General features: G+C 72.9%; 16 protein-coding genes. 7 read left to right on the top strand and 9 right to left on the bottom strand.

Going from position 1 to position 21,598, the window contains the following annotated elements; genetic code table 11:
- Window positions 1-3: 3 nt before the first annotated feature.
- Window positions 4-2,160 carry a UvrD-helicase domain-containing protein gene (locus ACIQCJ_RS02480; RefSeq protein WP_402710474.1) on the bottom strand — a complete coding sequence of 719 codons (2,157 nt, stop codon included), beginning with the start codon at window positions 2,158-2,160 and terminating at the stop codon, window positions 4-6.
- A gap of 194 nt (window positions 2,161-2,354) precedes the next feature.
- A complete protein-coding gene (locus ACIQCJ_RS02475; protein ID WP_402710473.1) occupies window positions 2,355-4,364 on the bottom strand; it encodes an ATP-binding cassette domain-containing protein in 2,010 nt (669 codons plus the stop codon).
- A 318-nt stretch (window positions 4,365-4,682) separates the two neighbouring features.
- On the opposite strand from ACIQCJ_RS02475, the gene ACIQCJ_RS02470 reads away from it, so the two are divergent.
- Together ACIQCJ_RS02470 and ACIQCJ_RS02465 are read left to right on the top strand one after the other, a co-directional pair.
- Window positions 4,683-5,609 (top strand): patatin-like phospholipase family protein, encoded by a 927-nt coding sequence (locus ACIQCJ_RS02470; RefSeq protein ID WP_402710472.1) that lies wholly within the window; start codon window positions 4,683-4,685, stop codon window positions 5,607-5,609.
- Complete coding sequence (locus ACIQCJ_RS02465; RefSeq protein ID WP_402710471.1) at window positions 5,606-6,796, top strand: hypothetical protein; 1,191 nt, start codon at window positions 5,606-5,608, stop codon at window positions 6,794-6,796. Before ACIQCJ_RS02470 ends, ACIQCJ_RS02465 begins: the two co-directional genes overlap by 4 nt.
- 179 nt (window positions 6,797-6,975) lie before the next feature.
- Here ACIQCJ_RS02465 and htpG read toward each other — a convergent pair whose 3' ends face one another.
- Window positions 6,976-8,961: a molecular chaperone HtpG gene (gene htpG / locus ACIQCJ_RS02460; RefSeq protein WP_402710470.1), complete on the bottom strand. Its 1,986-nt coding sequence runs from the start codon at window positions 8,959-8,961 to the stop codon at window positions 6,976-6,978.
- 196 nt (window positions 8,962-9,157) lie between these two features.
- Between htpG and ACIQCJ_RS02455 the strand changes: the two genes are divergently transcribed.
- Window positions 9,158-9,427, top strand: coding sequence for a DUF1905 domain-containing protein (locus ACIQCJ_RS02455; protein WP_402710469.1), 270 nt, complete (start codon window positions 9,158-9,160; stop codon window positions 9,425-9,427).
- A 95-nt stretch (window positions 9,428-9,522) separates the two neighbouring features.
- Here the strand turns inward: ACIQCJ_RS02455 and ACIQCJ_RS02450 are convergent, their stop codons facing one another.
- The 3 genes from ACIQCJ_RS02450 to ACIQCJ_RS02440 form a co-directional block, all read right to left on the bottom strand.
- The gene (locus ACIQCJ_RS02450) at window positions 9,523-10,122 is read right to left on the bottom strand and encodes a hypothetical protein (RefSeq protein WP_402710468.1); all 600 of its coding nucleotides are present in this window, start codon (window positions 10,120-10,122) and stop codon (window positions 9,523-9,525) included.
- A 128-nt stretch (window positions 10,123-10,250) separates the two neighbouring features.
- Window positions 10,251-10,874: a GNAT family N-acetyltransferase gene (locus tag ACIQCJ_RS02445; RefSeq protein ID WP_355335962.1), complete on the bottom strand. Its 624-nt coding sequence runs from the start codon at window positions 10,872-10,874 to the stop codon at window positions 10,251-10,253.
- 184 nt (window positions 10,875-11,058) lie between these two features.
- The gene (locus ACIQCJ_RS02440; RefSeq protein ID WP_402710847.1) at window positions 11,059-12,408 is read right to left on the bottom strand and encodes a damage-control phosphatase ARMT1 family protein; all 1,350 of its coding nucleotides are present in this window, start codon (window positions 12,406-12,408) and stop codon (window positions 11,059-11,061) included.
- Window positions 12,409-12,644: 236 nt separating this feature from the next.
- Between ACIQCJ_RS02440 and ACIQCJ_RS02435 the strand changes: the two genes are divergently transcribed.
- The 4 genes from ACIQCJ_RS02435 (at window position 12,645) to ACIQCJ_RS02420 (ending at window position 17,899) form a co-directional block, all read left to right on the top strand.
- Complete coding sequence (locus tag ACIQCJ_RS02435) at window positions 12,645-13,541, top strand: sensor domain-containing protein (protein WP_402710467.1); 897 nt, start codon at window positions 12,645-12,647, stop codon at window positions 13,539-13,541.
- 100 nt (window positions 13,542-13,641) lie between these two features.
- Window positions 13,642-15,099, top strand: a complete 1,458-nt coding sequence (locus tag ACIQCJ_RS02430; RefSeq protein ID WP_402710466.1) for a serine/threonine protein kinase — start codon at window positions 13,642-13,644, stop codon at window positions 15,097-15,099.
- Between the two features lie 452 nt (window positions 15,100-15,551).
- Window positions 15,552-15,998, top strand: a complete 447-nt coding sequence (locus ACIQCJ_RS02425; RefSeq protein ID WP_401718563.1) for a universal stress protein — start codon at window positions 15,552-15,554, stop codon at window positions 15,996-15,998.
- Between the two features lie 98 nt (window positions 15,999-16,096).
- Window positions 16,097-17,899 carry a prolyl oligopeptidase family serine peptidase gene (locus ACIQCJ_RS02420; RefSeq protein WP_402710465.1) on the top strand — a complete coding sequence of 601 codons (1,803 nt, stop codon included), beginning with the start codon at window positions 16,097-16,099 and terminating at the stop codon, window positions 17,897-17,899.
- Between the two features lie 349 nt (window positions 17,900-18,248).
- Here ACIQCJ_RS02420 and ACIQCJ_RS02415 read toward each other — a convergent pair whose 3' ends face one another.
- The 3 genes from ACIQCJ_RS02415 to ACIQCJ_RS02405 all read right to left on the bottom strand — a co-directional run bounded on the left by ACIQCJ_RS02415 (window position 18,249) and on the right by ACIQCJ_RS02405 (window position 21,401).
- Window positions 18,249-19,154, bottom strand: a complete 906-nt coding sequence (locus ACIQCJ_RS02415; protein WP_402710464.1) for an SURF1 family protein — start codon at window positions 19,152-19,154, stop codon at window positions 18,249-18,251.
- 217 nt (window positions 19,155-19,371) lie between these two features.
- Window positions 19,372-20,775, bottom strand: coding sequence for a hypothetical protein (locus ACIQCJ_RS02410; protein WP_391042512.1), 1,404 nt, complete (start codon window positions 20,773-20,775; stop codon window positions 19,372-19,374).
- Window positions 20,772-21,401 carry a SigE family RNA polymerase sigma factor gene (locus ACIQCJ_RS02405; RefSeq protein ID WP_355336423.1) on the bottom strand — a complete coding sequence of 210 codons (630 nt, stop codon included), beginning with the start codon at window positions 21,399-21,401 and terminating at the stop codon, window positions 20,772-20,774. The genes ACIQCJ_RS02410 and ACIQCJ_RS02405 overlap by 4 nt, the downstream gene beginning before the upstream one ends.
- Window positions 21,402-21,598: the final 197 nt, after the last annotated feature.

Below are 21,598 nucleotides of genomic sequence, written 5' to 3'. Positions count from 1 at the left end.
GCGTCACGCTTGGACGACGGGCGTGACGCTGCCCAGCCAGAGGGTGTCGCGGGCGCGGGTCATGGCGACGAAGAGCTGGCTGCGGCCGAGTTCGCGGCGCTCGCGCTCGGTCTCGGAGAGCCCTTCGGCGCCGGTCAGCAGGGAGGTGTCGTACCGCGGAAGGTAGACGCGTTTGAACTCAAGTCCCTTGGCGCGCCGGTAGCTTCCGAGCTTGACGCCCTCGACGGCGTGACCGGCGTAGCGCTCCAGCGGGCAGACCGGGAGGCCGGAAGCCGTGAGGAGGTCGCGGTAGCGGCCGATGGCCCGTACGGAGGGGCAGAGCACGGCGGAGTCGGCCCGCTCGGCGGGGGTCAGGGCCAACAGCGCTTCCAGCAGGGCCCGGTCGTGGTCCTCGACGGTCGGCCGGTCCACGCGCCGCACCTGGCCGTCGTGGTAGGTCAGGTCGACTTCCCTGGCGCCGGAGCTGCGTACGCCGTCGATGTCCTCGAAGGCGTCGTCGGCGACCACCGCGAGGGCCGCGTCGAGGATGTTCTTGCTGTTGCGGTAGTTGGTGCTGAGCACCTGCCCGCGCTCGCCGCGGATGTCGATGCCCGCGTCGGAGAGCCGGAATCCGCCGGGGTAGACGGCCTGCTGCCCGTCCCCGACGAGCAGCAGGCCGTTGGGAGCGTCGCCGATCAGGGCGTGCAGCAGCTTGACCCCGACGAGGGTCAGGTCCTGGACCTCGTCGACGATGACGGCCGCGTACGGCGCGGCCTCGGTGGAGCTGCTCGCCTCGGCGAGCGCGAGGGTCAGCACGTCGTTGAAGTCGTGCACACCGCGTTGGACGCGCAGCGACTCGTACGCCTCGTAGAGTCCCCAGACCGCCTGCCGGTGGGGCCTTCGCAGGCCCACCCGACGGCGGCGGCGCGGCAGGACGGCGTATTCCTCGAAGGAGGTGATCCCGCGGCCCTTGATGACGTAGTCGATCTCGTCCTTCCAGTAGCGCGGCAGCGGGTCGAGTTCGGTCAGCGGGCTGTCGCGTCCCGCGTGCGTCCAGGCGAGGCTGAAGGCCGTCTCGGCCTTGTCCCCGTTCAGATTCACCGGCACACCGCGGTCCTGCGTGTACTGCTGCGCCCACGAGTGCAGGCTGCGGAACTCCACCCGGTCGGCGACCGCGGGGGACATCGCGTGCAGGAACGTCTCCTGCACGCGCGGGAGGTTGCTGGCGAAGGTCACGTACAGGACGCGTCCCGTGGTGCGTTGGGCGAGGTAGGACGCGCGGTGCAGACCGACGACGGTCTTGCCCGTACCGGCGGGTCCGCTGATACGGGCGGGGCCGGACCAGTTGCGGCGGACGAGGGCCACCTGGTCCTGGGCGAGGAAGGTCATCCACTGCTCGATCGGTGCCCGCATGGCGGCGTCCAACGCGGCCTCGCGCATGCCGTCGAGGTCGAACAGCCCTGCGGCGAGCTGCTCTTGGCGTCCGGAGCGCGGCGCGGTGGACGGCGCTGTGGCCGACGCTGTGGCGGGCTCGGTGACGGGCTCTGTGGCGGGCTCTGTGACCGGCTCTGTGACCGGCTCGGTGGCCGGCTCTGTGGCCGGCTCTGTGGCCGGCTCCATGACCGGCCCTGTGACCGGCTCCGTGACGGACGATCCCTCGTACTCGGGGAACACCCGCCCCAGGTGGTCGGCTATGACGCGCACCGAGGCGGCGTTGAGCCGGTGACGCTCCGCCAGCAGATACGGACCGACCTCCCGCTCCCCCAGGAGCCGGATTCTCCCCAGCGCGGTGTCCACGCGCTTGTCGGCGAAGACCATCAGCGGCCGGACCGCGACCGGGGACATCCCCAACGAGGCGACCGCCGTCTCGGCGGTCTTGGTCACCGCCGAGAGCTTGCGCGCGTGCTCGTCCCTCACCTCACCGCCCGCGAGGAGCCGGCCGTCCTCCACCTCCGGGTCCGCGCGCCAGTTCTTGACGTCCACGACGAAGACACCGGCGGGCCCGACCAGCAGCATGTCCACGTTCGCGGACCGCGTACCCGGCCACCGCCGGTCCACCAGAAGCCGCCAGCCGCGCTCGGTCAGCACCAACAACTGTGCGCTGACCCGCTGTTCGCCCTCGCTCGCGCTCTCCCACTGCCGCGCCTGCCGCCGCGCCGCCTGCCACTGCTCCCGCAGCAACCGCTCCTGCCGACGCGCCTCTTGAGCCCGCCGCGAAGCCGATCCCCCCGCCGCCATGGCCCACCCCCTCCCACGTAGCGCGACGATCATAGGACGCTCCGCTACGAAGCGGCAGGGGGCGTCGGCCGGGGCGAAGTGCGGCCGGACCGGCGGCGCGTCGGCAATTCCGGCGCCTCCGTAGTCGTCTCTCGGCCTCAGAGGTCGGCCGTCTGCTGCTGCTCCACGGGGCCGGGGGGCTGGGCGGGGATGCCGGGCGCGCGGTCGTTCTGGAGGAGCCAGAGGTCGTGGAAGAGGCCGGGGGTGTCGCGGAGTTGGGCGAAGGTGCCGTACTGGACGAGGCGGCCCTGGTCGAGGACGGCGATCTTGTCGGCGACGGTGACATTGGTGAGGCGGTGGGTGACCAGGACGACCGCGCGGTCGGCGGCGAGGGTGCGCAGGCCGGTGAAGATGCGGTGTTCGGCGCGGGGGTCGAGGGCGGCGGTGGGTTCGTCGAGGACGAGGAGATCGGCGTCGCGGTGGAAGGCGCGGGCGAGGGCGACGCGTTGCCACTGGCCGCCGGAGAGTTCCTGGCCGCCCCACCACTCGCGGGCCAGGAGGGTGTCCAGGCCCGAGCGCAGGGACGTGACGACCTCGTCGGCGCCGGAGGCGTGAGCGGCCGTATCAACCGCCTTGTGCGGGTGGTCGGTTCGGGGCTGGCCCAGCGTGATGTTGTCGCGGGCGGTCAGCGGCCACTTCGCGTACTCCTGGGGTACGACGGCCACGCGTGACCAGGCGGCGTGCGCGTCCAGGGTGCGGGTGTCGGCGCCGTCCCAGACGACGGCGCCGCGGTCGGGGAGGTAGAGGGCGGACAGGAGTTTGCTGAGGGTGGTCTTGCCCGAGCCGTTCTCGCCGACCAGGGCGAGGACTTCGCCGCGCCGCACGTCGAGGCTGACATCGAGCAGGGCGGGCCGGTCGGCGTGCGGGTAGGTGTACGTGAGGCGGTCGGCGCGTACGACGGCCGGGCCGGTCGGTACGGTCTCGCCGCGGGCGATCCGGTGGCCACCGGCCTCGTCCAGAAAATCTGACCAGTCGTCAAGGTACATCCCGGTACGGAAGATGATGGCGCCGTAGCCGATGATGCCGCGCAGTCCTGAAGCGACCGTGCGCAGTGCGAACGTCGCCGTGCCCGCGGACGCGACGGACACGCGGCCGGTGCTGATCAGGAAGAGCAGCGCCGCCCAGACCGCTCCGGCCGCGACTCCCCCGGCCAGGCTCCCGACGAGCGACATCTTCGCCGCGCGCCAGGCGGCCCGGTCGGTCGCGGCGTCCACCCGCGCTCCGGCCGCCCGGTACTTGCCGAGCAGGAAGTCGGCCATCGTGCCGGAACGGATCTGGTCGGCGTGCTGCTTGTCGACCAGATTCCACCGCAGGACGCTCAGCAGGCGGCGGTCCTTCATCGTCTCCAGCGACGCGAGGTAGTTCAGCCGCGCCCCCCGTACGCCCGCGATGGCCTGCGGCAGCGCGGCCAGGACGAGCAGCGGCAGCAACACCGGGTGGACGCTGGTCAGTACGGCCGCGGCGGCGATCAACGATGCGGCGGCGGCGAGGATGTTCTGGGACTGGTTGAGCATGTCCTGCGAGACCTCGACGCCCCGGTCGGCCGCGTCCCAGCGGTCGTTGTAGCCGGGGTGGTCGTACGCGGTCAGCTCCGCGTGGGTCGCCGCGTCCAGCAGCCGCAGCTCCGCCTCGCGCGAGATCCGCGGGGCCAGGCGCGTGGACAGACCGGTGATCGCGATGCCGAGCACCGCCCGTACGCCCGCCGCCGAGGCCAACAGGGCCAGGGAGGGCGCGGCTTGGCGGAGCCGTTCGTCGATGTGGCCCGACGCGATGACGGCCGTGATCGTGCCGGTCACCGCCAGCAGGCCGAGCGCTTCCAGCACGCCGGACAGGACCTGGCAGGCGAGCAGCGCGGTGACCGCCTTGCGGTCCACGTGCCAGGCCATGCCGAGCGCCCGGCGCACCAGTTGGGGCAGTCGGCGGGCCATGGCGCGCAGCGTGATCGCGTAACCGGCCTCCTCGCTGCGGTCGCCCGGAAACGTCAGGCGCAACTCCTCGTCGGGTACGGCCTTTTCGTCGTCGCCGACAGCAGCGGTGCGCGCCGTGGATGTGGCCGTGGGGGGCTGGCCGGTCGTCGGAGGCTCTTCGGTCGTCGGGGGTTCGGTCATCGGTGTACGCCCTTCGCCGTGACGTGGCGGTCGGCACCGGACCGGCTCGGCGGAAGGAGGACGAAGGCACCGGCTCGGCCCGCCCGGCTCGCCCCGACGCGACGCGGCCCACCAGTCTGCTCCAACCGCCCCGCCGCCACCCCGCGCTCGCGAAGCCCCGGTCGGCGCAAGGACGCAGCCGCCGCCTCGACGGCGTACGCCGGTCCGCTACGGCCCGCGCCGTCCGCCGCGAAAGCGCCCGGCCGTCGAGGCGGCACCGCGCCTGTGGCGAGTTCGGGCGGCTGATTGGGGGGAAGGAGCGGGGGCACGTGTTCTGGCATGGACCACAGTGCGGGTGAAGCGGGGGGACCGGCGTTCGTGCTGGGGGGCGGCGGGGCCCTCGGGGCGTACGAAGTGGGCATGCTCAAGGCCCTGTTCGCGCAGGGGGTGAAGCCGGGGATGGTGCTCGGGACCTCCGTCGGGGCGATCAACGGGGCCGCCGTGGCCGCCGAGCCGTCGCAGACCGCCGTCGGCCGGCTGATCGAGCTGTGGACGGGGCTGGGCAAGGCCGGGGTGTTCGCCGGTTCGCTGATGGGCCGCGTGAGCACCGCCGTGCGGAGCCGTACGCACCTCTACACCCCGGCGCCGCTGGTCGACCTTCTCCGTGAGCACGTACAGGTCGCGCTCATCGAGGAGTTGGAGGTGCCCTTCCAGTGCGTGGCGGCGAGCATCGAGAACGCCGCCGAGCACTGGTTCGACCGCGGCCCGCTGATCGAGGCGGTGCTCGCCTCGTCGGCCGTGCCCGGACTGCTGCCGCCGGTCGACGTCGACGGCGAGCACTTCGTGGACGGCGGCCTCGTCAACAGCATCCCGGTGGGCAGGGCCGTCGCCCTGGGCGCGCGCGAGATCTACGTCCTCCAGGTCGGCCGCATCGAACGGCCGCTGACGCCGCCGAAGTTGCCGTGGGACGTCGCCATGGTCGCCTTCGAGATCGCCCGCAGGCACCGGTTCGCCCGCGACATGGCCGACCTGCCGTCGGACGTGACCGTGCACGTACTGCCCAGCGGGGCGGCGTCCGGTGAAGCGGCCGGGGCGCTGGGCCAGTTGCGGCACCGGGCCTTCGGGCAGACGGCGGACCGTATCGAGCGGGCCTACGCCGCGTCGTCGCGGTATCTGGAGAGCGCGCTCGACGGGGCCGCCCCCAAGTCCCGTGTCCCGGAGGGCTCCGGCGCCGAGGACCCGCACTCCGCCGAGGGTCCGGCGTGACGGGCCTCGACTCGGGCCTGAACGCGGGGCCGGGTCCGGCGGGTTCAGGCACGGGTCCAGCTACGGGTCCAGCGAGCACGGGCCCGGCGGGTTCAGATACGGACGCGCTCGCGAGCGCCGACCCGGCCGCGCGGGTCCGGCCGTCGACCCGTACCCGTACCGCTGCCGCTGCCGCGGGCGCCGCGCTGGTCACGGCCGCCCGGCGTACGGTCACCACCGCGCTCGTGGTCGCGCTGATACCGGTGGCCGCGGCGCTCCTCATCACCGTGACCGTACTCAGCGCGCCCGTGTCGATCCCGTCGCGCGGCGCGTGGCGGCCCACGCGTATGGCCGGATTCCTGCTCGTCTACCTCGTCGTGGACCTCACGGGAGTGCTGGCGGCCTCCGCGCTCTTCCTGCACCACCCCCGGGCGGACCGGGACCGGCGGGCGGCCGAGGCGTTCGCGCTCCTCGCGCGGCTGCTGGCCGTACTGCGCAAGGTGGCGGACCGGCTGTTCCGCCTGGAGGTGGAGATGACGCCCGCGCTGCCCGTGGGCGACCGGCCGCCGGACGTACCGCTCGTGGTGTTCGTCCGGCACGCGGGTGTCGGCGATTCGTTCCTGCTCCTCCAGACGCTGCTCACCGACGTACGCCTGCTGCCGCACACCGTGCTGAAGGGCGTCCTGCGCGCCGATCCGTGCCTCGACGTCCTGCTCGGCCGGGTCCCGCACTGCTTCCTGCCCCCCGCGCACGGCACCGCCGAGGACGCGATCACCGAACTGGCGGCGGGGCTGCGGTCGCGCGACGCGCTCGTGATCTTCCCCGAGGGCGGCAACTTCACCCCGCGCCGCCACCGCCGCGCCATCGCCAGCCTGCGCCGCCTCGGCCAGTACCGGCGCGCGGCCCGCGCGGCCCGGCTGCGGTACGTGCTGCCGCCGCGGGACGCCGGAAGCCTCGCCGTACTGGCCGCCGCGCCCACCGCCGAGGTGGTCTTCGTCGTCCACTCCGGCCTCGACGTCATCGCGTCCGCGCGCGCCGCCTGGGACTTCCTGCCGTTCCGCCGCCCGGTGCGGGTCCACTGGTGGCGGATACCGGCGGCCGAGGTCCCGGTCGGGGACGCGGCGCGCAGCGAGTGGCTGCTCGGGCAGTGGGAGCGGATGGACCGGTGGACGGCGGAGCAGGCGGTCGCGGCGACGCCGCACGTATAGAGGGCGCGCGTACGGCGGTTCGTGTGCGGGGGTCGCGCGTGCGGCGGCTCTCGTGCGGGGGTCGCGCGGTGCGGCGGCTCGCGCACCGGGGCTCACGCGTACAGGGGCTCACGCGGAGAGCCGGGGGCCGTGCGGCGATCCGTACGGCCCCCGGCCCCAGTGCCCTCAAGAGCGCAGTCTCACAAGGTGCGTTCGAGGCGGTCCGCGACCAGCTTCACGAAGCGGGAGGGGTCGGGGAGTTCGGCGCCCTCGGCCAACAGGGCGAGCTGGTGGACGAGTTCGGTGGTCTCTTCGAGGGCGGGGTCGTCGGGACGCTCGGCGTGGGTGCGGTTGAGGCCGACGACCAGCGGGTGCTTGGGGTTGAGTTCGAGAATCCGCTTGGCGTGCGGGATCTCCTGGCCCATGGCGCGGTAGATGTTCTCCAGCGCCGGTGACACGTCGTTGGTGTCCGAGACGACGCAGGCGGGCGAGACGGTGAGCCGCGAGGAGAGGCGTACGTCCTTGACCTGCTCGCTCAGCAGTTCCGTCATACGGGCGAGCAGGCCCGCGAACTCCTCCTGCTGCTTCTCCCGTTCGGTCCCCGCCTCCTGCTTCTCCTCCTCCGTGCCGAGGTCGACCTCGCCCTTGGCGACGGAGCGGAACTGCTTGCCGCCGAACTCCGGTGCCGTGTCGACCCAGACCTCGTCCACGGGGTCGGTCAGCAGCAGCACCTCGATGCCGCGGGCCTGGAACGCCTCCATGTGCGGGGAGTTCTCGACGGCCTGCCGCGATTCGCCGGTGACGTAGAAGATGTGCTCCTGGCCGTCCTTCATCCGCTCGACGTACTGCGCGAGCGTCGTCGGCGCGTCCTTGTCGTGCGTGCTGGCGAAGGAGCTGACGCCGAGGATCGCGTCACGGTTCTCGAAGTCGCCGAGCAGTCCCTCCTTCAGGACGCGGCCGAACTCCCGCCAGAATGTGGCGTATTGCTCGGGCCGCGCGGCCATCATGTCCTTGACCGTCGACAGCACCTTCTTCGCCAGCCGCCGGTGCATCAGCTCGATCTGGCGGTCCTGCTGGAGGATCTCGCGCGACACGTTCAGCGAGAGGTCCTGCGCGTCGACGACTCCCTTGACGAAGCGGAGGTACGGCGGCATCAGCGCTTCGCAGTCGTCCATGATGAAGACGCGCTTCACGTAGAGCTGGACGCCGCGCTTGTAGTCGCGCATGAACAGGTCCTGCGGCGCGTGCGCCGGGATGAACAGCAGCGCCTGGTACTCGAAGGTGCCTTCCGCGTGGAGGCGGATGATCTCCAGCGGGTCGTTCCAGTCGTGGCTGATGTGCTTGTACAGCTCGTGGTAGTCGGCGTCGCTGACCTCGTCGCGGGAGCGGGCCCACAGGGCCTTCATGGAGTTCAGCGTTTCGAGCCGGGGCTCGGGCTTGGGAGCCGCCGCGTCAGTACCGTCCTCGGCGTCGCCTTCGGCGTCGGTGTCGGTGTCGGTGTCGGTGTCGGTATCGGCGTCGCCTCCGGGCGCGGGCTCCGCGGCCATCCTGATCGGCCAGGTGATGAAGTCCGAGTACCGCTTGACGATTTCCTTGATCTTCCACGGCGAGGTGTAGTCGTACAGCCGGTCCTCGGCGTCCTCCGGCTTCAGCCGCAGCACGATCGCCGTCCCCTGCGGGGCGTCCTCGACGGACTCCACGGTGTACGTCCCCTCACCGCTGGACGCCCACCGCGTGCCCTCGGTCTCCCCCGCGCGCCGCGTCAGCAGCGTGACCTCGTCCGCCACCATGAAGCTCGCGTAGAACCCGACCCCGAACTGCCCGATCAGGCCCTCTGCGGCGCCCGCGCCCTCGGCCTCCTTCAGCTCCCGCAGGAACTTCGCCGTCCCCGAGTTGGCGATCGTCCCGATGAGCTGGACCACTTCCTCCCGGGACATCCCGATCCCGTTGTCCCGCACGGTGAGCGTACGGGCCTCCCGGTCCACCTCCAGCCCGATGTGCAGGTCCGACACGTCCACGTCCAACTCGCTGTCCCGCAGCGCTTCGAGCCGCAGCTTGTCCAACGCGTCCGAGGCGTTGGACACCAACTCGCGCAGGAACACGTCCTTGTTGGAGTAGATCGAGTGGATCATCATCTGCAGAAGCTGACGCGCTTCCACCTGGAACTCGAACGTCTCGGTCGGCATGGTCCGCTGTTCCTTCTCACATCACCGGCTGACAGGCACTGACCGCAGCACTGTAGATGAGCCCCCGCCGCCCGCACGTCAGCCTTCGCGGCCCGCGATGAGTTTCCGCCTCGCCGCCGGTCCTACCTGGTGAACGCCCGCGGACGTCCCCGGCCGGGGCGCGCCACCGAAAGCTGCTGAACAGGCGGTATCCACGATGGACAAGCGATTCACCGCGACCCTGCGGAAAAGCCCGAACAAGGGCGGCTGGACCTATGTCGTCTGGCCCGAGTCCGCCGCCTTCTTCGGCACCCGCGGCCTCGTCAAGGTCCGCGGCACGATCGACGGCCACCCCTTCCAGAGCTCCTTCATGGCCCTCGGCGACGGCACCCACAAACTCCCCGTCACCGCCGAGCTGCGCAAAGCCATCGGCAAACAAGAGGGCGACACCGTCACGGTCCACCTCCAAGAGCGCCTCCCCTCCTAGCCCCGCCCCGCCCCCAAAAAACCACAAGGCGGGCACCCGAACGGTGCGAGAGGGGTGCCGAGTTGACGGACCTGCGCGCTCGCGGTCGCGCGCCGCTATGACGTATGCGCGCCGCCCGCGATCGCGGCTCTGACGACGGTGGCGGTGTCGAAGGCGTCGCCCAGGGAGCACAGCACGTCGCCGTCTATCGCGTGCAGTTCGAGGCGGTGGACCTGACGCGTCGTGCCGCCCTGGCCGATGGCGACGGAGTCCTCGCGCTCGACGACGCGGATGTCCGGCCAGGGGTGGACGTCGATCCGGGCCGGGCGGGTGATGACGATGCCGCCGTCGAAGACGTGCAGCCGCGGGATGCGGTTGTCGCGGCGCTTCTCGTAACGGAACGCGGTGATCGGCAGCGCGAGGGCGAGGACGAGGAAGGTGACGCCGATCGAGGTGACCACCGGGTTGTACGGGTGGAGGACCAGGCCGATGCCGGGCGCGAGCAGGACGACCGCGAGGCCGAAGGCGACGCAGCCGACGTCACCGCCGCCGAGCGCGTGGACGGCGCGGGACTCGCCGAAGCCGTGCCGTTGGGCGAGTCGGGCGACTTCGCGCAGGGTGGCCGGGCCGTTCGTCCCCGCCGCGTTCCGCGAACCGCCGCCCGTATCCGTATCCGTACCCGTATTCGTACCGGCTGCCGCTCCCGTGTCCGTCATCGCCCCGCCGCCTCTCCCCCGCGCGCGGCCGCGTACCAACGGCCGTGCCTCTCCTGCTCCTTACCCGCGGGCGGGGGTGCCGTACCTCCACCTAGGAGGTACGGCTGCCTGTACGGCTACGCGTACGCCTATACGGCCGCGGCGCGCGGCTCGCGCCACATCGGCCACATGTGAGGCCCGTCCGGGAGGTCGATCGTGCGGCCGGTGAAGACGAAGCCGAGCCGCTCGTACAGGCCGCGGCTGCGCTCGCTGCTGGCCTCCAGATACGCGGACAGGCCGTCGCGGTCGCAGCGTTCGAGGACGGCGGAGATCAGTTCGGTGCCGCGGCTCTGGCCCTGCAACTCCGCGTCCACGGCGATGAGCAGCAGGTATTCGTGGGCGGGGCCCGTGGGGTGGCCCTCGCCGAGGATGCGGGCGATCTGCTCGACACGCTCGTTGTCCGGGTCGACCGCCTCGCGGAATGCGGCGGGGTCGTCGTCGTCCGCGTGCGCCTGGGCGTCCTCGGGCGCGTCGGTGGTCGCGGGTATCGACATCCACAGGGCGACCGCCTTGCCGTCCTCCGTCATGTCGACGTAGCCGTCGGCGAGTACCTGGTCGGCGAAGGCGCCCATCAACGACGCGTGCTTGCGCAGCCGGTGCTCCGGGTCGGGGAAGACCCAGCTACTCACGGGGTCGTTCCTGAACACCTTGTCCAGCACCCCGACCACGACCTCCCGGTCGTCCGCCCCGGCCCTCCGGATCGCCACACCCATCGCCCTGTCCGCCCTTCACGTCGTCGTCCTGTGTCGTCTCACGTCGTCGGTGCGCGCTGCACCACACGCGTCTGATCAACTGATCTTGCGCGTACGGCGGTTGCAGCCTAGAGGGTGCGGCCCGGTGTGTCCGGGCGTGCCGGGGAAGAGGGCGGAGACGGTCCTTCCCCGCGGGGCCGGAGCTTCAGACCGTACGCACCTGGACGACGGCGTACGTCCCGCTCGTACGCCAAGCCGCGCCGTTCGCCGCGCTGTTGGCGTCGAGCGCGGCGACCGTACCGGCGTCGAGGCCGACGATCACATCGGACTTGAGGGTGCGCAGGGCGGCCAACGGACTCGGGAAGTAACCGGTGGGCAGGGAGAATGCGGTCGTAGGGGGCCACAGGCGGTCGCCCACCAGGCGGCGGTAGTTGAGATCGCCCTTGAGCACCGTCAGTGTGGCGCGGCCCAGTTCCGCCCGCAGATCGGCGGGCATGTCGGCGTACGGCAGCGGCGCGCAGGCGAACGGGTGCGCGCGGACGACGAGTCGGCCGGTGCCCAGCGCCGACCACAGCCGCGCGCCCGTCTCCCGCGCTCTGCGGCCCGGTGCCTGCCCGATCCGGCGCAGGCAGTCGACGACGTCCGAGGTCGTCGCGTCCGAGACGAAGTACGGGTACGGCTTCACGTGCAGGACCGCGGTGGCGGCGCGGCCGGTGTGCAGGAGATGGTCGATCAGGATCAGGTCGGGGATCAGCTCGCGGCCCGCGTTGTCGGCGATCACGGTCACCGCCGCGGTGCCGGGCGGGGCGGCGGCGAGGTGCCGCCAGAGGGCCGCGCTGTCGTCGGCGAGGAGGTCGTCGGAGGGGGTGCTTGGGGGGGCGTGGGTGGGGGACGCGTGCGCGGAGGACGTGTTCGTGGAGGACGCGTTCGGGGAGGACGCTTCCGCCGTAGGAGCTTCTGCCGAAGGCGCTTTCGTGGAGGACGCGTTCGCCGTAGACCCGTGCGCCGTAGGCCCGTTCGCGGAGATGCGGAAGCCGAGGTCCGCGCGGTTGCCCCACAGGGCGCCTTGGAGGACGGCGCGGTCCCGGTCGTCGGGGGCGAGGTCGTCGAGCGCGTCGAGGGCGGCCAGTTCGTCGGCGACCTCGGGCCCGGTCAACTCGGCGCGCTTGAACGGCGCGAAGGGGTCGACGCCCTGCCACGGCCCCGGCCCGAAGTAGCCGACCGCGTCCAGCAGCCTGCGGTAGAAGTAGCTCTCGGCCCACAGGAAGGGCACCTCGTACCACGACGCACGGCCGACGTACGCCTCCGCGCCCCATTCGGCCCACCGTCGGACGTCGTCGGCGCGGGAGTCGGTGCCGGTGTGGGTCGACAGCGGGCCGATCGGCGGGCCCGAGGTCGCGTCGGCCGAGGCGGGCGCGGCCGTCTCCTCCGCGAGCGCGTCGAGTGCGCGGCGCTGCTCGGGCGGGTACGGGAAGGCGTCCGCGACCTGCCTGATCAACGCCGGGTGGCGGTCGGCCAGCACGCTCCTGGCGAAGGAGCCGGGCGTACCGCTCATGACGACGGGGGCGGCGGGGGCCGCGGGGTCTGACAGGCCGGCGGGGTCTGACAGGCCGGACGGGCCGGATTCGGGCGGGACGTCTCCTGTTTCGCGCACCGTTCAAGAATGGCAGGGGGTGGGGCTGGCCCCACCCCCGACCGGCCGGGCTGCCGGATGCCGCGAGAGGGGTGCCGAGCGGGATCGTCTAGGTATCAGGACGGAACGGTCCCCACCGCGATGATTCGAGGCCAGCGATGACCGCCAGCACATTCCCCCACGCCACTCAGAGCGCCGCCGCTCAGGCATCCGCCACTCAGACCGCCGCCGCTCAGGTGTCCGCCGCGCAGGCATCCGCCACTCAGGCCGCCGCTGCTCAGGCGTCCACCGCGCAGCCGCACTCCTCTCCTCCCGCCGCCGCGTCGCAGGCCCGGCCCGGCCTGCTGGCGGCTCCGGACGCCGGGCATCCCGCGTACGGTTCGCCCGCGAAGGGTCCAGGACCCGGCCGCGTCCCGCCCGGCTTCTGGCGCGCGCCCTTCTCCGCCGTCACCTTCCGCGAGGTCGGTTACGCGCTCACATCGCTGCCGATCGCCATCGCCGGATTCGTCTTCGCCGTCACGTTGTTCGCCCTCGGCACCAGCCTCGTCCTCACCGCGATCGGGGTGCCCGTCCTGGCCGCGATGCTGACCGGGGCCCGCGCGCTCGGCGGCGCCGAACGCGCCCGCGCCGGGAGCCGGCTCTCCCTCCGCGTCGGCGAGCCCGCCCCTGTACCCGCGCCCCGTACCCCCGGCCGCTGGGCCGCCATGACCGCCAGGCTCCGCGACGCCTCGGCCTGGAAGGCCCTCCTCTTCCAGGTCCTCATGTTCCCCTGGCGCATCGCGAGTTCCGTCCTCACCCTGACCTTCCTCGTCACCGGCTGGACCGTCGCCCTCTACCCCGCCTACGCCTGGGTCTTCCCCCGTTACGTCGACTGGCCCGGCTACCGCCTCTTCGAGTACACCTCCGGCGGCGTCCACCACGCCTACTACCTCTCCTCCCCCCTCCAGATCGCCGGCGCCTCCCTCCTCGGCGTCCTCCTCGTCTTCCTCACCCCGCCCCTCGTCCGCGCCCTCACCGCCGTCGACCGCGCCGCAATCCGCTCCCTGCTGTCGTAGGGCGGGGCCCGCACCCGCGCGAAATGAGGGACCGCACTCCGCAGAAGGGCCGTCATACTGGGCGCCTGGCCAGACGGGGGACGCGAGGAGGCGGCTGGGCGTGCACGGCCCGAACGACACGAGCGGCACGAGCGATACGAACGGCACAATCGATACGAGCGCCTCGCACGGCTCCAACGGCTCCAACGGCTCCAACGGCACAGCGACAGGCGCCGACGCGAAAGCGACCCGCATCGGAAGCTACGTCGTCGTTCGCAAGCTCGGCGAAGGCGGAATGGGCCTGGTGTACCTGGCCCGTTCGCGGGGAGGCCGCCACGTGGCGGTAAAGGTGGCGCGGCCGGAACTGGCCGCGGACCCGTCCTTCAGGGAGCGCTTCCGCGCCGAGGTCGCCGCGGCGCGCATGGTGGGCGGTTTCCATACGGCGCCGGTGGTGGATGCGGACCCGGACGCGGAGGCCCCGTGGCTGGCGACGGCGTACGTGCAAGGTCCGACGCTCGGCCAACTGCTCGCCGCGCGGGGCCCGATGGGCGAGGAACAGCTCAAGGCGCTGGGCGCCGCGCTCGCCGAGGCGCTGGAGGCGATCCACCGCTGCGGTCTGGTGCATCGCGATCTCAAACCAGGCAACATCATCATGGCCGAAGACGGCCCGCGCGTACTGGACTTCGGCATCTCACGCGCCGTCGAGAACACCCGGATCACCACCACGGGCACCTCCTTCGGCACCCCCGGCTTCCTCGCCCCCGAGCAGGCCGAGGGCCGTGACGTGGACGGCGCCGCCGACATCTTCGCGCTCGGCGCGGTCCTGGTGGCCGCCGCGGGCGGCAGCGCCTTCGGCGGCGGCACGCCGGTCGCCCTGATGTACCGCTCCGTGCACCACGAGGCCGACGTCTCCGCCGTCCCGGAGGCGATCCGCCCGATGGTCGCGGCCTGCCTCACGAAGGAGCCGTCCCACCGCCCGAGCACGGACCAACTCCTCGACTGGTTCGGCGATTCGGGTACGGCCGAGGCGGGTACGGGCGACGCCCCGCACCGCACCGGGGACGCGGCCCCCCGTACCTCGGACCCGCGGACTCCCGTACCCCCGCCTCCTCCGGCCGCCGCCAACCCGTACGCCTCAGGGGCCGTTCCGCCGCCTCCCTCGTACGCGCCCGGCGTCCCCGGTCCGTCGATCCCGACGTCGACCCCGCCGTCGAACCCGCCGTTGACCTCGCTGGCCACGGCCTACCCGGCGCATTCGCCCGCCCCGGTCCCGGGCGTCCCGGCCTGGTCGCCGGAGGACGACGTGCCCGAATTCCTGGCGATGGACCGGAAGAACGCACTACTTGCGGACGATTACGGCATCTCCCTCGGCGAGAACGGCCAGACCGTCGACCTCCCCTGGCCGATGATCCGTTTCGCCGAGTGCGTCGTGGAGGACCACGAATCCGTGTTCCGGATGGCCGTCGTCCTGACGAACGGCACTATCCGCACCGGCCGCGTGTCCAGCCGCAGCCTGGCCGAACTGACCGAGTGGGCCATGCGGTTCACCCTGGTGCGCGACCGCTACCTGCGCCAGTAGCCGGCTCCCAGGCCGCAGCGGTGAGCCGCGCGGGTGCCAACTCCGTATCCAGCGAGGGCGCGAAGGCCCGGCCCCTCCGCGTCCACGACGGCGCGGAGCCGCGCGCGCCGACCCGACCCGGAAGCCGGACGCGTATCCGACGCGGACCGGCGACCGCCCGAAATGCCCCGCCACGCACCGCTTGTCACGCACGCTTGGCGTGTAAGCCGACCGTTTCCGGGGTCGGACGGGCAAGCGAGGCGAGGGAGACGGCCATGGGCGAGGCGGCGCGGGACACGGGGCCGGGCACGGCAGCGGGCGCGGGTACGGGCTCCGGCACGGGCTCGGGCTCCGCCGAAGGCTCGGGCACGGGATCAGGCGCCGATTCCGGCACGGGCTCCGGCGAGGGCTCCGGCACCGGCTCCGGCACCGGCTCCGGCACCGGCTCCGGTACGGGCACGGCCGCGGGCAGGATCGTCGTCGGGGTCGACGGCTCGGAACCGTCGCTCAAGGCGCTGCGCTGGGCCGCGCGGCAGGCGGCCCTGACCGGCGCCGCGCTGGAAGCGGTCATCGCGTGGGAGATGCCGTCGGCGTACGGCTGGGCCGGGCTGCCGGGGCTGCCCGACGACGTCGATCTGGAGGCCAACGCGGACCAGATCCTGGCGCGGGCCGTCGAGGCGGCCCTCACGCCGGAACAGGCAGCGACCGTCACCCGCCGTACCGTGCTCGGCAACCCGGCCCAGGCCATCCTCGACAGCGGTGAGGGCGCCGACCTGATCGTGGTGGGCGTGCGCGGCCACGGCACCTTCCGCTCCACCCTCCTCGGCTCGGTCAGCCACACGGTCACCGTGCACGCCTCGTGCCCCGTCGTGGTCGTACGCGGCACGGCGGGCACGGCCCCCGCGGGCGGCGCGTCGTAGCGGCGGGGCGATGATCCGCGGCGGCCGGGGCACGGAGTTATCCACAGGCTGTGAAGAGTGGGTGCCCGAATGTGGTCGGGGCGGAGCATCATGGGGGCATGAACGAGATCACCGGATCCCCGGCGGGGTCCATGCCGGAGTGGGAGAAGCGCTTTCGGGCGCCGCGGGTCGGGCTGCCCGAGTGGGCCGAGGACGCCCCGGACCGCAGCCTGTTCGTGTCGAACGTGACAGGGACGTACGAGCTGTACGCCTGGGACCGGACCACGGGCGAGCGACGGCAGGTCACCGACCGGCCGAACGGGACGACGGACGGCACGCTGAGCCGGGACGGCGCGTGGGTGTGGTGGTTCTCGGACACGGACGGGGACGAGTTCGGGATATGGATGCGGCAGCCCTTCGCGGGCGGTGAGGACGTACCGGCGGCGCCCGGCCTGGAGGCGTCCTACCCGGCCGGTCTCGCGCTGGGCCCCGGCGGCCTGGCCGTGGTCGGACGGTCCACCGACGACGAGGGCACGTCGGTGTACGTGGTGCGGCCGGACAGCGAGCCGGTCGAGGTCTACCGGCACGCGGAGTCGGCGAGCGTCGGCGACCTCTCGGAGGACGGCACGCTGGTCGTGATCGAGCACACCGAGCACGGCGACGCGATGCACAGCGCGCTGCGGGTGCTGTCGGTCGCGGACGGCTCGACGGTCGCGGAGCTGGACGACACCGACGGCGGCCGGGCCGAGCTGGGCCTGGACTGCCTGGGATTCGCCCCCGTCGTCGGCGACACCCGCCTCCTGGTCGGACACCAGCGGTCCGGCCGCTGGCTGCCGATGATCTGGGACACCGCGACCGGCGTGGAGACGCGGCTGGCCATAGACCTGCCCGGTGACGTGCACGCCGAGTGGTATCCGGACGGCTCGGCGCTGCTGGTCGTCCACGACTACCAGGCGCGCGGCGAGATGTTCCGGTACGACCTGGCGGCCGGCACCCTGGCACGGCTCGACACCCCGCCGGGTTCGGTCAGCGGCGCCACCGCCCGGCCCGACGGGACGGTGGAGTACCTGTGGTCGTCGGCGCAGCGCCCGCCCGCGGTGCGGTCCACGACCGGCGCCGTCGTGCTGGAGGCGCCGGGGCTGCGGGCGCCGGATTCGGTGCCGGTGGAGGACGCGTGGGTGGAGGGTCCCGGCGGCCGGATCCACGCGCTGGTCCAGAAGCCGGTCGGCGAGGGGCCGTTCCCGACCGTGTTCGAGATCCACGGCGGTCCCACCTGGCACGACTCGGACTCCTTCGCGGCGGGTCCCGCGGCCTGGGTCGACCACGGCTTCGCGGTGGTCCGGGTCAACTACCGCGGTTCGACCGGTTACGGCCGGGAGTGGACGGACGCGCTCAAGCACCGCGTCGGCCTGATCGAGCTGGAGGACATCGCGGCGGTCCGCGAGTGGGCCGTGTCCTCGGGCCTCGCCGACCCGCGGCGGCTGGTCCTGTCCGGCGGCTCCTGGGGCGGCTATCTGACCCTGCTGGGCCTCGGCACCCAGCCGGAGGCGTGGACGGTGGGCATAGCGGCGGTCCCGGTCGCCGACTACGTGGCCGCGTACGCCGACGAGATGGAGGCCCTCAAGTCCCTGGACCGCACCTTCTTCGGCGGCTCCCCCGAGGAGGTCCCCGACCGCTTCGAGGCGTCCTCCCCGCTCACCTACGTCGAGCGGGTCGCCGCCCCCGTCTACATCAGCGCGGGCATGAACGACCCGCGCTGCCCGATACGCCAGATCGACAACTACGTCGAGCGGCTGCGGGAGCTGGACAAGCCGCACGAGGTGTACCGCTACGACGCGGGGCACGGTTCGCTGGTCGTGGAGGAGCGGATCAAGCAGGTCCGTCTGGAACTGGCCTTCGCGCTGAAACACGCGGGCGGGTAGGCGGCAGGGCGGTAGGGGGCCGGTGGCCGACCGGGGTTGGACCAGCGCGGGTCCGACCCCGGGCCAGCCCCGGGCCTCCGGCCGGGCGAGCGGGCGGATGCGCGTACGGCCGGACGGCTGGACACGCGCCTCGGCGTACGAAAGGCGTCCGGACAGTCAGCCGGGCCAGCGCACGGCTGGACATGCGGCCAGGGCGCGCCTCGGCGTACGGCTCCAGGCGTCGGCAGACGCAGACGCGCTGGCCACAGCGTCCGCCCGGTCCGCGCCGGAGGCGTCCGGCCCTAGGCGTCGGCGGACGCAGACGCGGTGACCACAGCGTCCGGCCGGTCCGCGCCGGAGGCGTCCGGCCCTAGGCGTCGGCGGACGCAGACGCGGTGATCACAGCGTCCGCCCGGTCCGCGCCGGAGGCGTCCGGCTCTGATTCCGCCTTCGGCGCGGACCCCGGCTCGTCGTCACCGTCGTCGGGGACGAGACCCAGCGCGGCGTCGGCGCGTGTCTCGGCCTCGCGGCGGGCCAGTCGGAACCACATGAAGACGACGAAGCCCGCGAAGACGAACCACTCACCGGTGTAGCCGAGGTTCTGGAACGCCTTGATGTCCAGGCCGCTGTTGGGGGCCGCCGCCGGGGGCACCGCCTTCAGCGGCGCGGCGGGGTCGCTCGCGGTGATCCAGCCGCTGTAGACGGGGTAGGGCAGCACATTGACCAGCGAGGCGGCGCTGATCATGCCGAGCTGTCCGGAGGGCAGCGCGCCGTTGGACTGCACGCCGTCGGTGCCGGTGCTCTCCGGGTACTGGAGGGCACCGGTCACGGTGACCTCGCCGGTCGGCGCGGCCGGTACGGCACCGGTACGCGCGGCGGAGGAGGCGTCGCCCGGCAGCCAGCCGCGGACGACGGGCAGGGCGGCGCCGTCCGCGCCGACCCGCAGGGGGGTCAGTACGTAGTAGCCGTCGTGGCCGTCGAGGGTGCGGCCGGGGACCAGGAGCTGATGGGAGGAGTCGTAGCGGCCGGTCGCGCTGACCGAACGACCCGAGGCGCCGTCGGGCACCTGGGTGCGCGGCTGCGGCAGCAGTGTCGCCAACGGCACCGCCGCCTCGGCGACGGCCTTGCCCTGGGCGTGCTCGGCGCTCTTGTGGGAGTCGACCCGCAGCTCGAACCGGCTCAACTGCCAACTGCCCATGAAGACGCAGAACGGCACGGCGAGCAGCGACAGCACGCTGACCGCCAGCCAGCGCGGGGTGAGCAGGAACCGGTACACACCACAACGGTACGGGGGGCCGTTCGCGGCCCCGCAACCGGGGACCCGCACCGGCCCGGAGCCGACGCCGGGCGCGCGGCCAGGCGCAGGGCGCGGCCCCCGGTGACCAGGAGCGCCGGTCCTGGTCCCGCGAGGTGCGGGGAGGGGGTCCGGGGAGAGTTCCCCGAAGTCCCCGAAGTACCCGAAGTCGCCGAAGTACCCGCAGTGCCCGGAGGCCCTACGAGCCGGAGCCGGTCGCTCCCGAGTCGGTTCCGGTGCCGCCGCTCGTCCCCGTACCGGGGGTGGTGTTGCCGCTGGTGGTGCCGGGGAGCGCGGCCGTCGTGTAGAGGGTGCCCGCGCAGGCGTTCTGGATGACGGGGCCGTCGACGACGGGGGCGCCCGCGGCCGGGGTGTGGTTGAGGGCGACGCTGCCGGGGGGCGGGCTGGTCGGCGGGTCACCGCTGCCCAGCTGGGTGGAGGCGCCGTTGCTGCCGCTGCCACTGCCCGTGCCGGTGCCCGGGTCGGAGCCGGTGGGGCCGCCGGTGGTCGCGGGGTCGCTCGACGTCGGCGTGGGTGTCGGGGTGGTCGGCGGCGTGGTGGGCGTCGTGGGGCAACCGCCGGTGCCGTTGCCCGCGGGGATCCACGCGAACTGCACCTCGTAGGTGTCGCCCGGTGCGAGCACCACGGGTCCGTCGACGCCGGAGGGCAGCCTGCTCGCCGGGTCGCCCGGGGTGTGGCCGACGACCTGGATACGGGAGGGGTCGGCCGAGCCCTCGGCGAGGACCTGCACCTGCCCGCTGCCGGGGACCGTACAGGGGACGCCGGAGACGTTGGCGACGCGGAACCAGCCGTAGACGCGGCCGGAGGAGTCCGGGGAGTCGGCGGAGCTGGTGCCCTGGCCGAGCTGGACGCTGGAGCAGTCGGGCGCGGAGACCGCCGCCGAGTCCGAGGGGGTGGTGGTCGCGGGCGGCGGATCGTCGGTGGGGCTCTTCGTCGAGGTGCCCGCGCCGCCGGTGCCGGTGGCCGCCTGGCCCGAGGAGGGGCCGCCCGCCCAGTAGTTGGTGTGGCCGTCCTGGCCGGGGGCGGAGGCGTGGGTGCTGGAGACGTTCGCCGGGAGGGCGTTGGTGCTGCTGGAGGTGTCGGCGGCGTGGATCAGCGCGGGCACCGCCATGCCGGCCAGGACCACGGCCGCGGCGGCACCGGCCAGCGCCTGCCGACGGTGCTGCCTGCGGGCCGGGACCGCGCGCCGCAGGTGGTCGAGCGCCTCGGGGGACGCCTCTATGCCCTGGACGGCGTTGTGCAGCAGCGCCCGCAGCGCCGCCTCCTCCGGGGTGTGCTCGACGCCGTCGGCACTGTCGAGGTCGAGTTCGAGACTGGCGAAGTCGAAGCCGCCGTCGAGGCCGAAGAGGCCGTCGGCACCGGAGCCGTAGCCGGACGCACTGTCGGAGCCCGAGGCGGAAGTGCGGTCGGAGCCGGAGCCCGAGGCGGAAGCGCCGTCCGAGCCAGAGGCGTCAGCGGCGTCGGGGGAGCCGAAGCCCAGGTCGCGGCCCCGGCCCTCGCCGTGGTCCGCGCCCTTGCCCTGGTCCTGATCCTGGTTCTTGTTCTGGTCTTCCATACCGTGCGCGTCGTCGGGGGTGGTCATGCCGTCGCCTCCATCGCGACGCGCAGCGCCGCGATGCCTCGCGAACCGTACGCCTTCACCGAGCCCAGGGAGATACCCAGGGTCTCGGCGACCTGCGCCTCGGTCATGTCGGCGAAGTATCGCAGCACCAGCACCTCGCGCTGCCTGCGCTGAAGCGTACGCATCGCGGCCTTGAGCTGGTCGCGCTCCAGGATCTCGTACGCGCCCTCCTCCGCGCTCGCCATGTCGGGCATCGGCTTGGAGAGCAGCTTCAGGCCCAGGATGCGGCGGCGCAGGGCGGAGCGGGAGAGGTTGACGACCGTCTGGCGCAGATAGGCCAGGGTCTTCTCCGGCTCGCGGACCCGGCTGCGGGCGGAGTGCACCCGGATGAACGCCTCCTGGACCACGTCCTCGCAGGAGGCCGTGTCGTCCAGCAGCAGCGCGGCGAGGCCGAGCAGTGAACGGTAGTGCGCGCGGTAGGTCTCGGTGAGGTGGTCGACCGTGGTGCCTACTGCCATCGCCGAGTCAGAGTCCTCGCCTTCCGCGGCCGTGACCCGCACGACCGGCCAGGGCGCGATCACCGGGATGCCACCGGAGAGCGCACCGGACGCCGACGTGCGTGGACGCGGCAGCCGGGGCGGCGTGATCGTCCCGTGCCGTCCGAATGCCGTCTCGATACCCAGTGCCTCCGCCACGACTGTTGGACACGCATCCCCCCCTCAGGGTTGTACGCGCAAGACACGCCGCTCGACGGAGCGTCAAATATCCCCATGCGTACCAGCTCTTCCTCAACGCCCTGTTTGCACCGACGCTTCCCCCCGGACCACGCTCGGTGTGCAGCACC

Origin of the sequence: Streptomyces sp. NPDC093221, from assembly GCF_044753885.1 — a bacterium.
Lineage (GTDB): Bacteria > Actinomycetota > Actinomycetes > Streptomycetales > Streptomycetaceae > Actinacidiphila.
The sequence above is the reverse complement of the archived record's forward strand: the minus strand, read 5'-3'. Positions and strand labels throughout refer to the sequence as shown.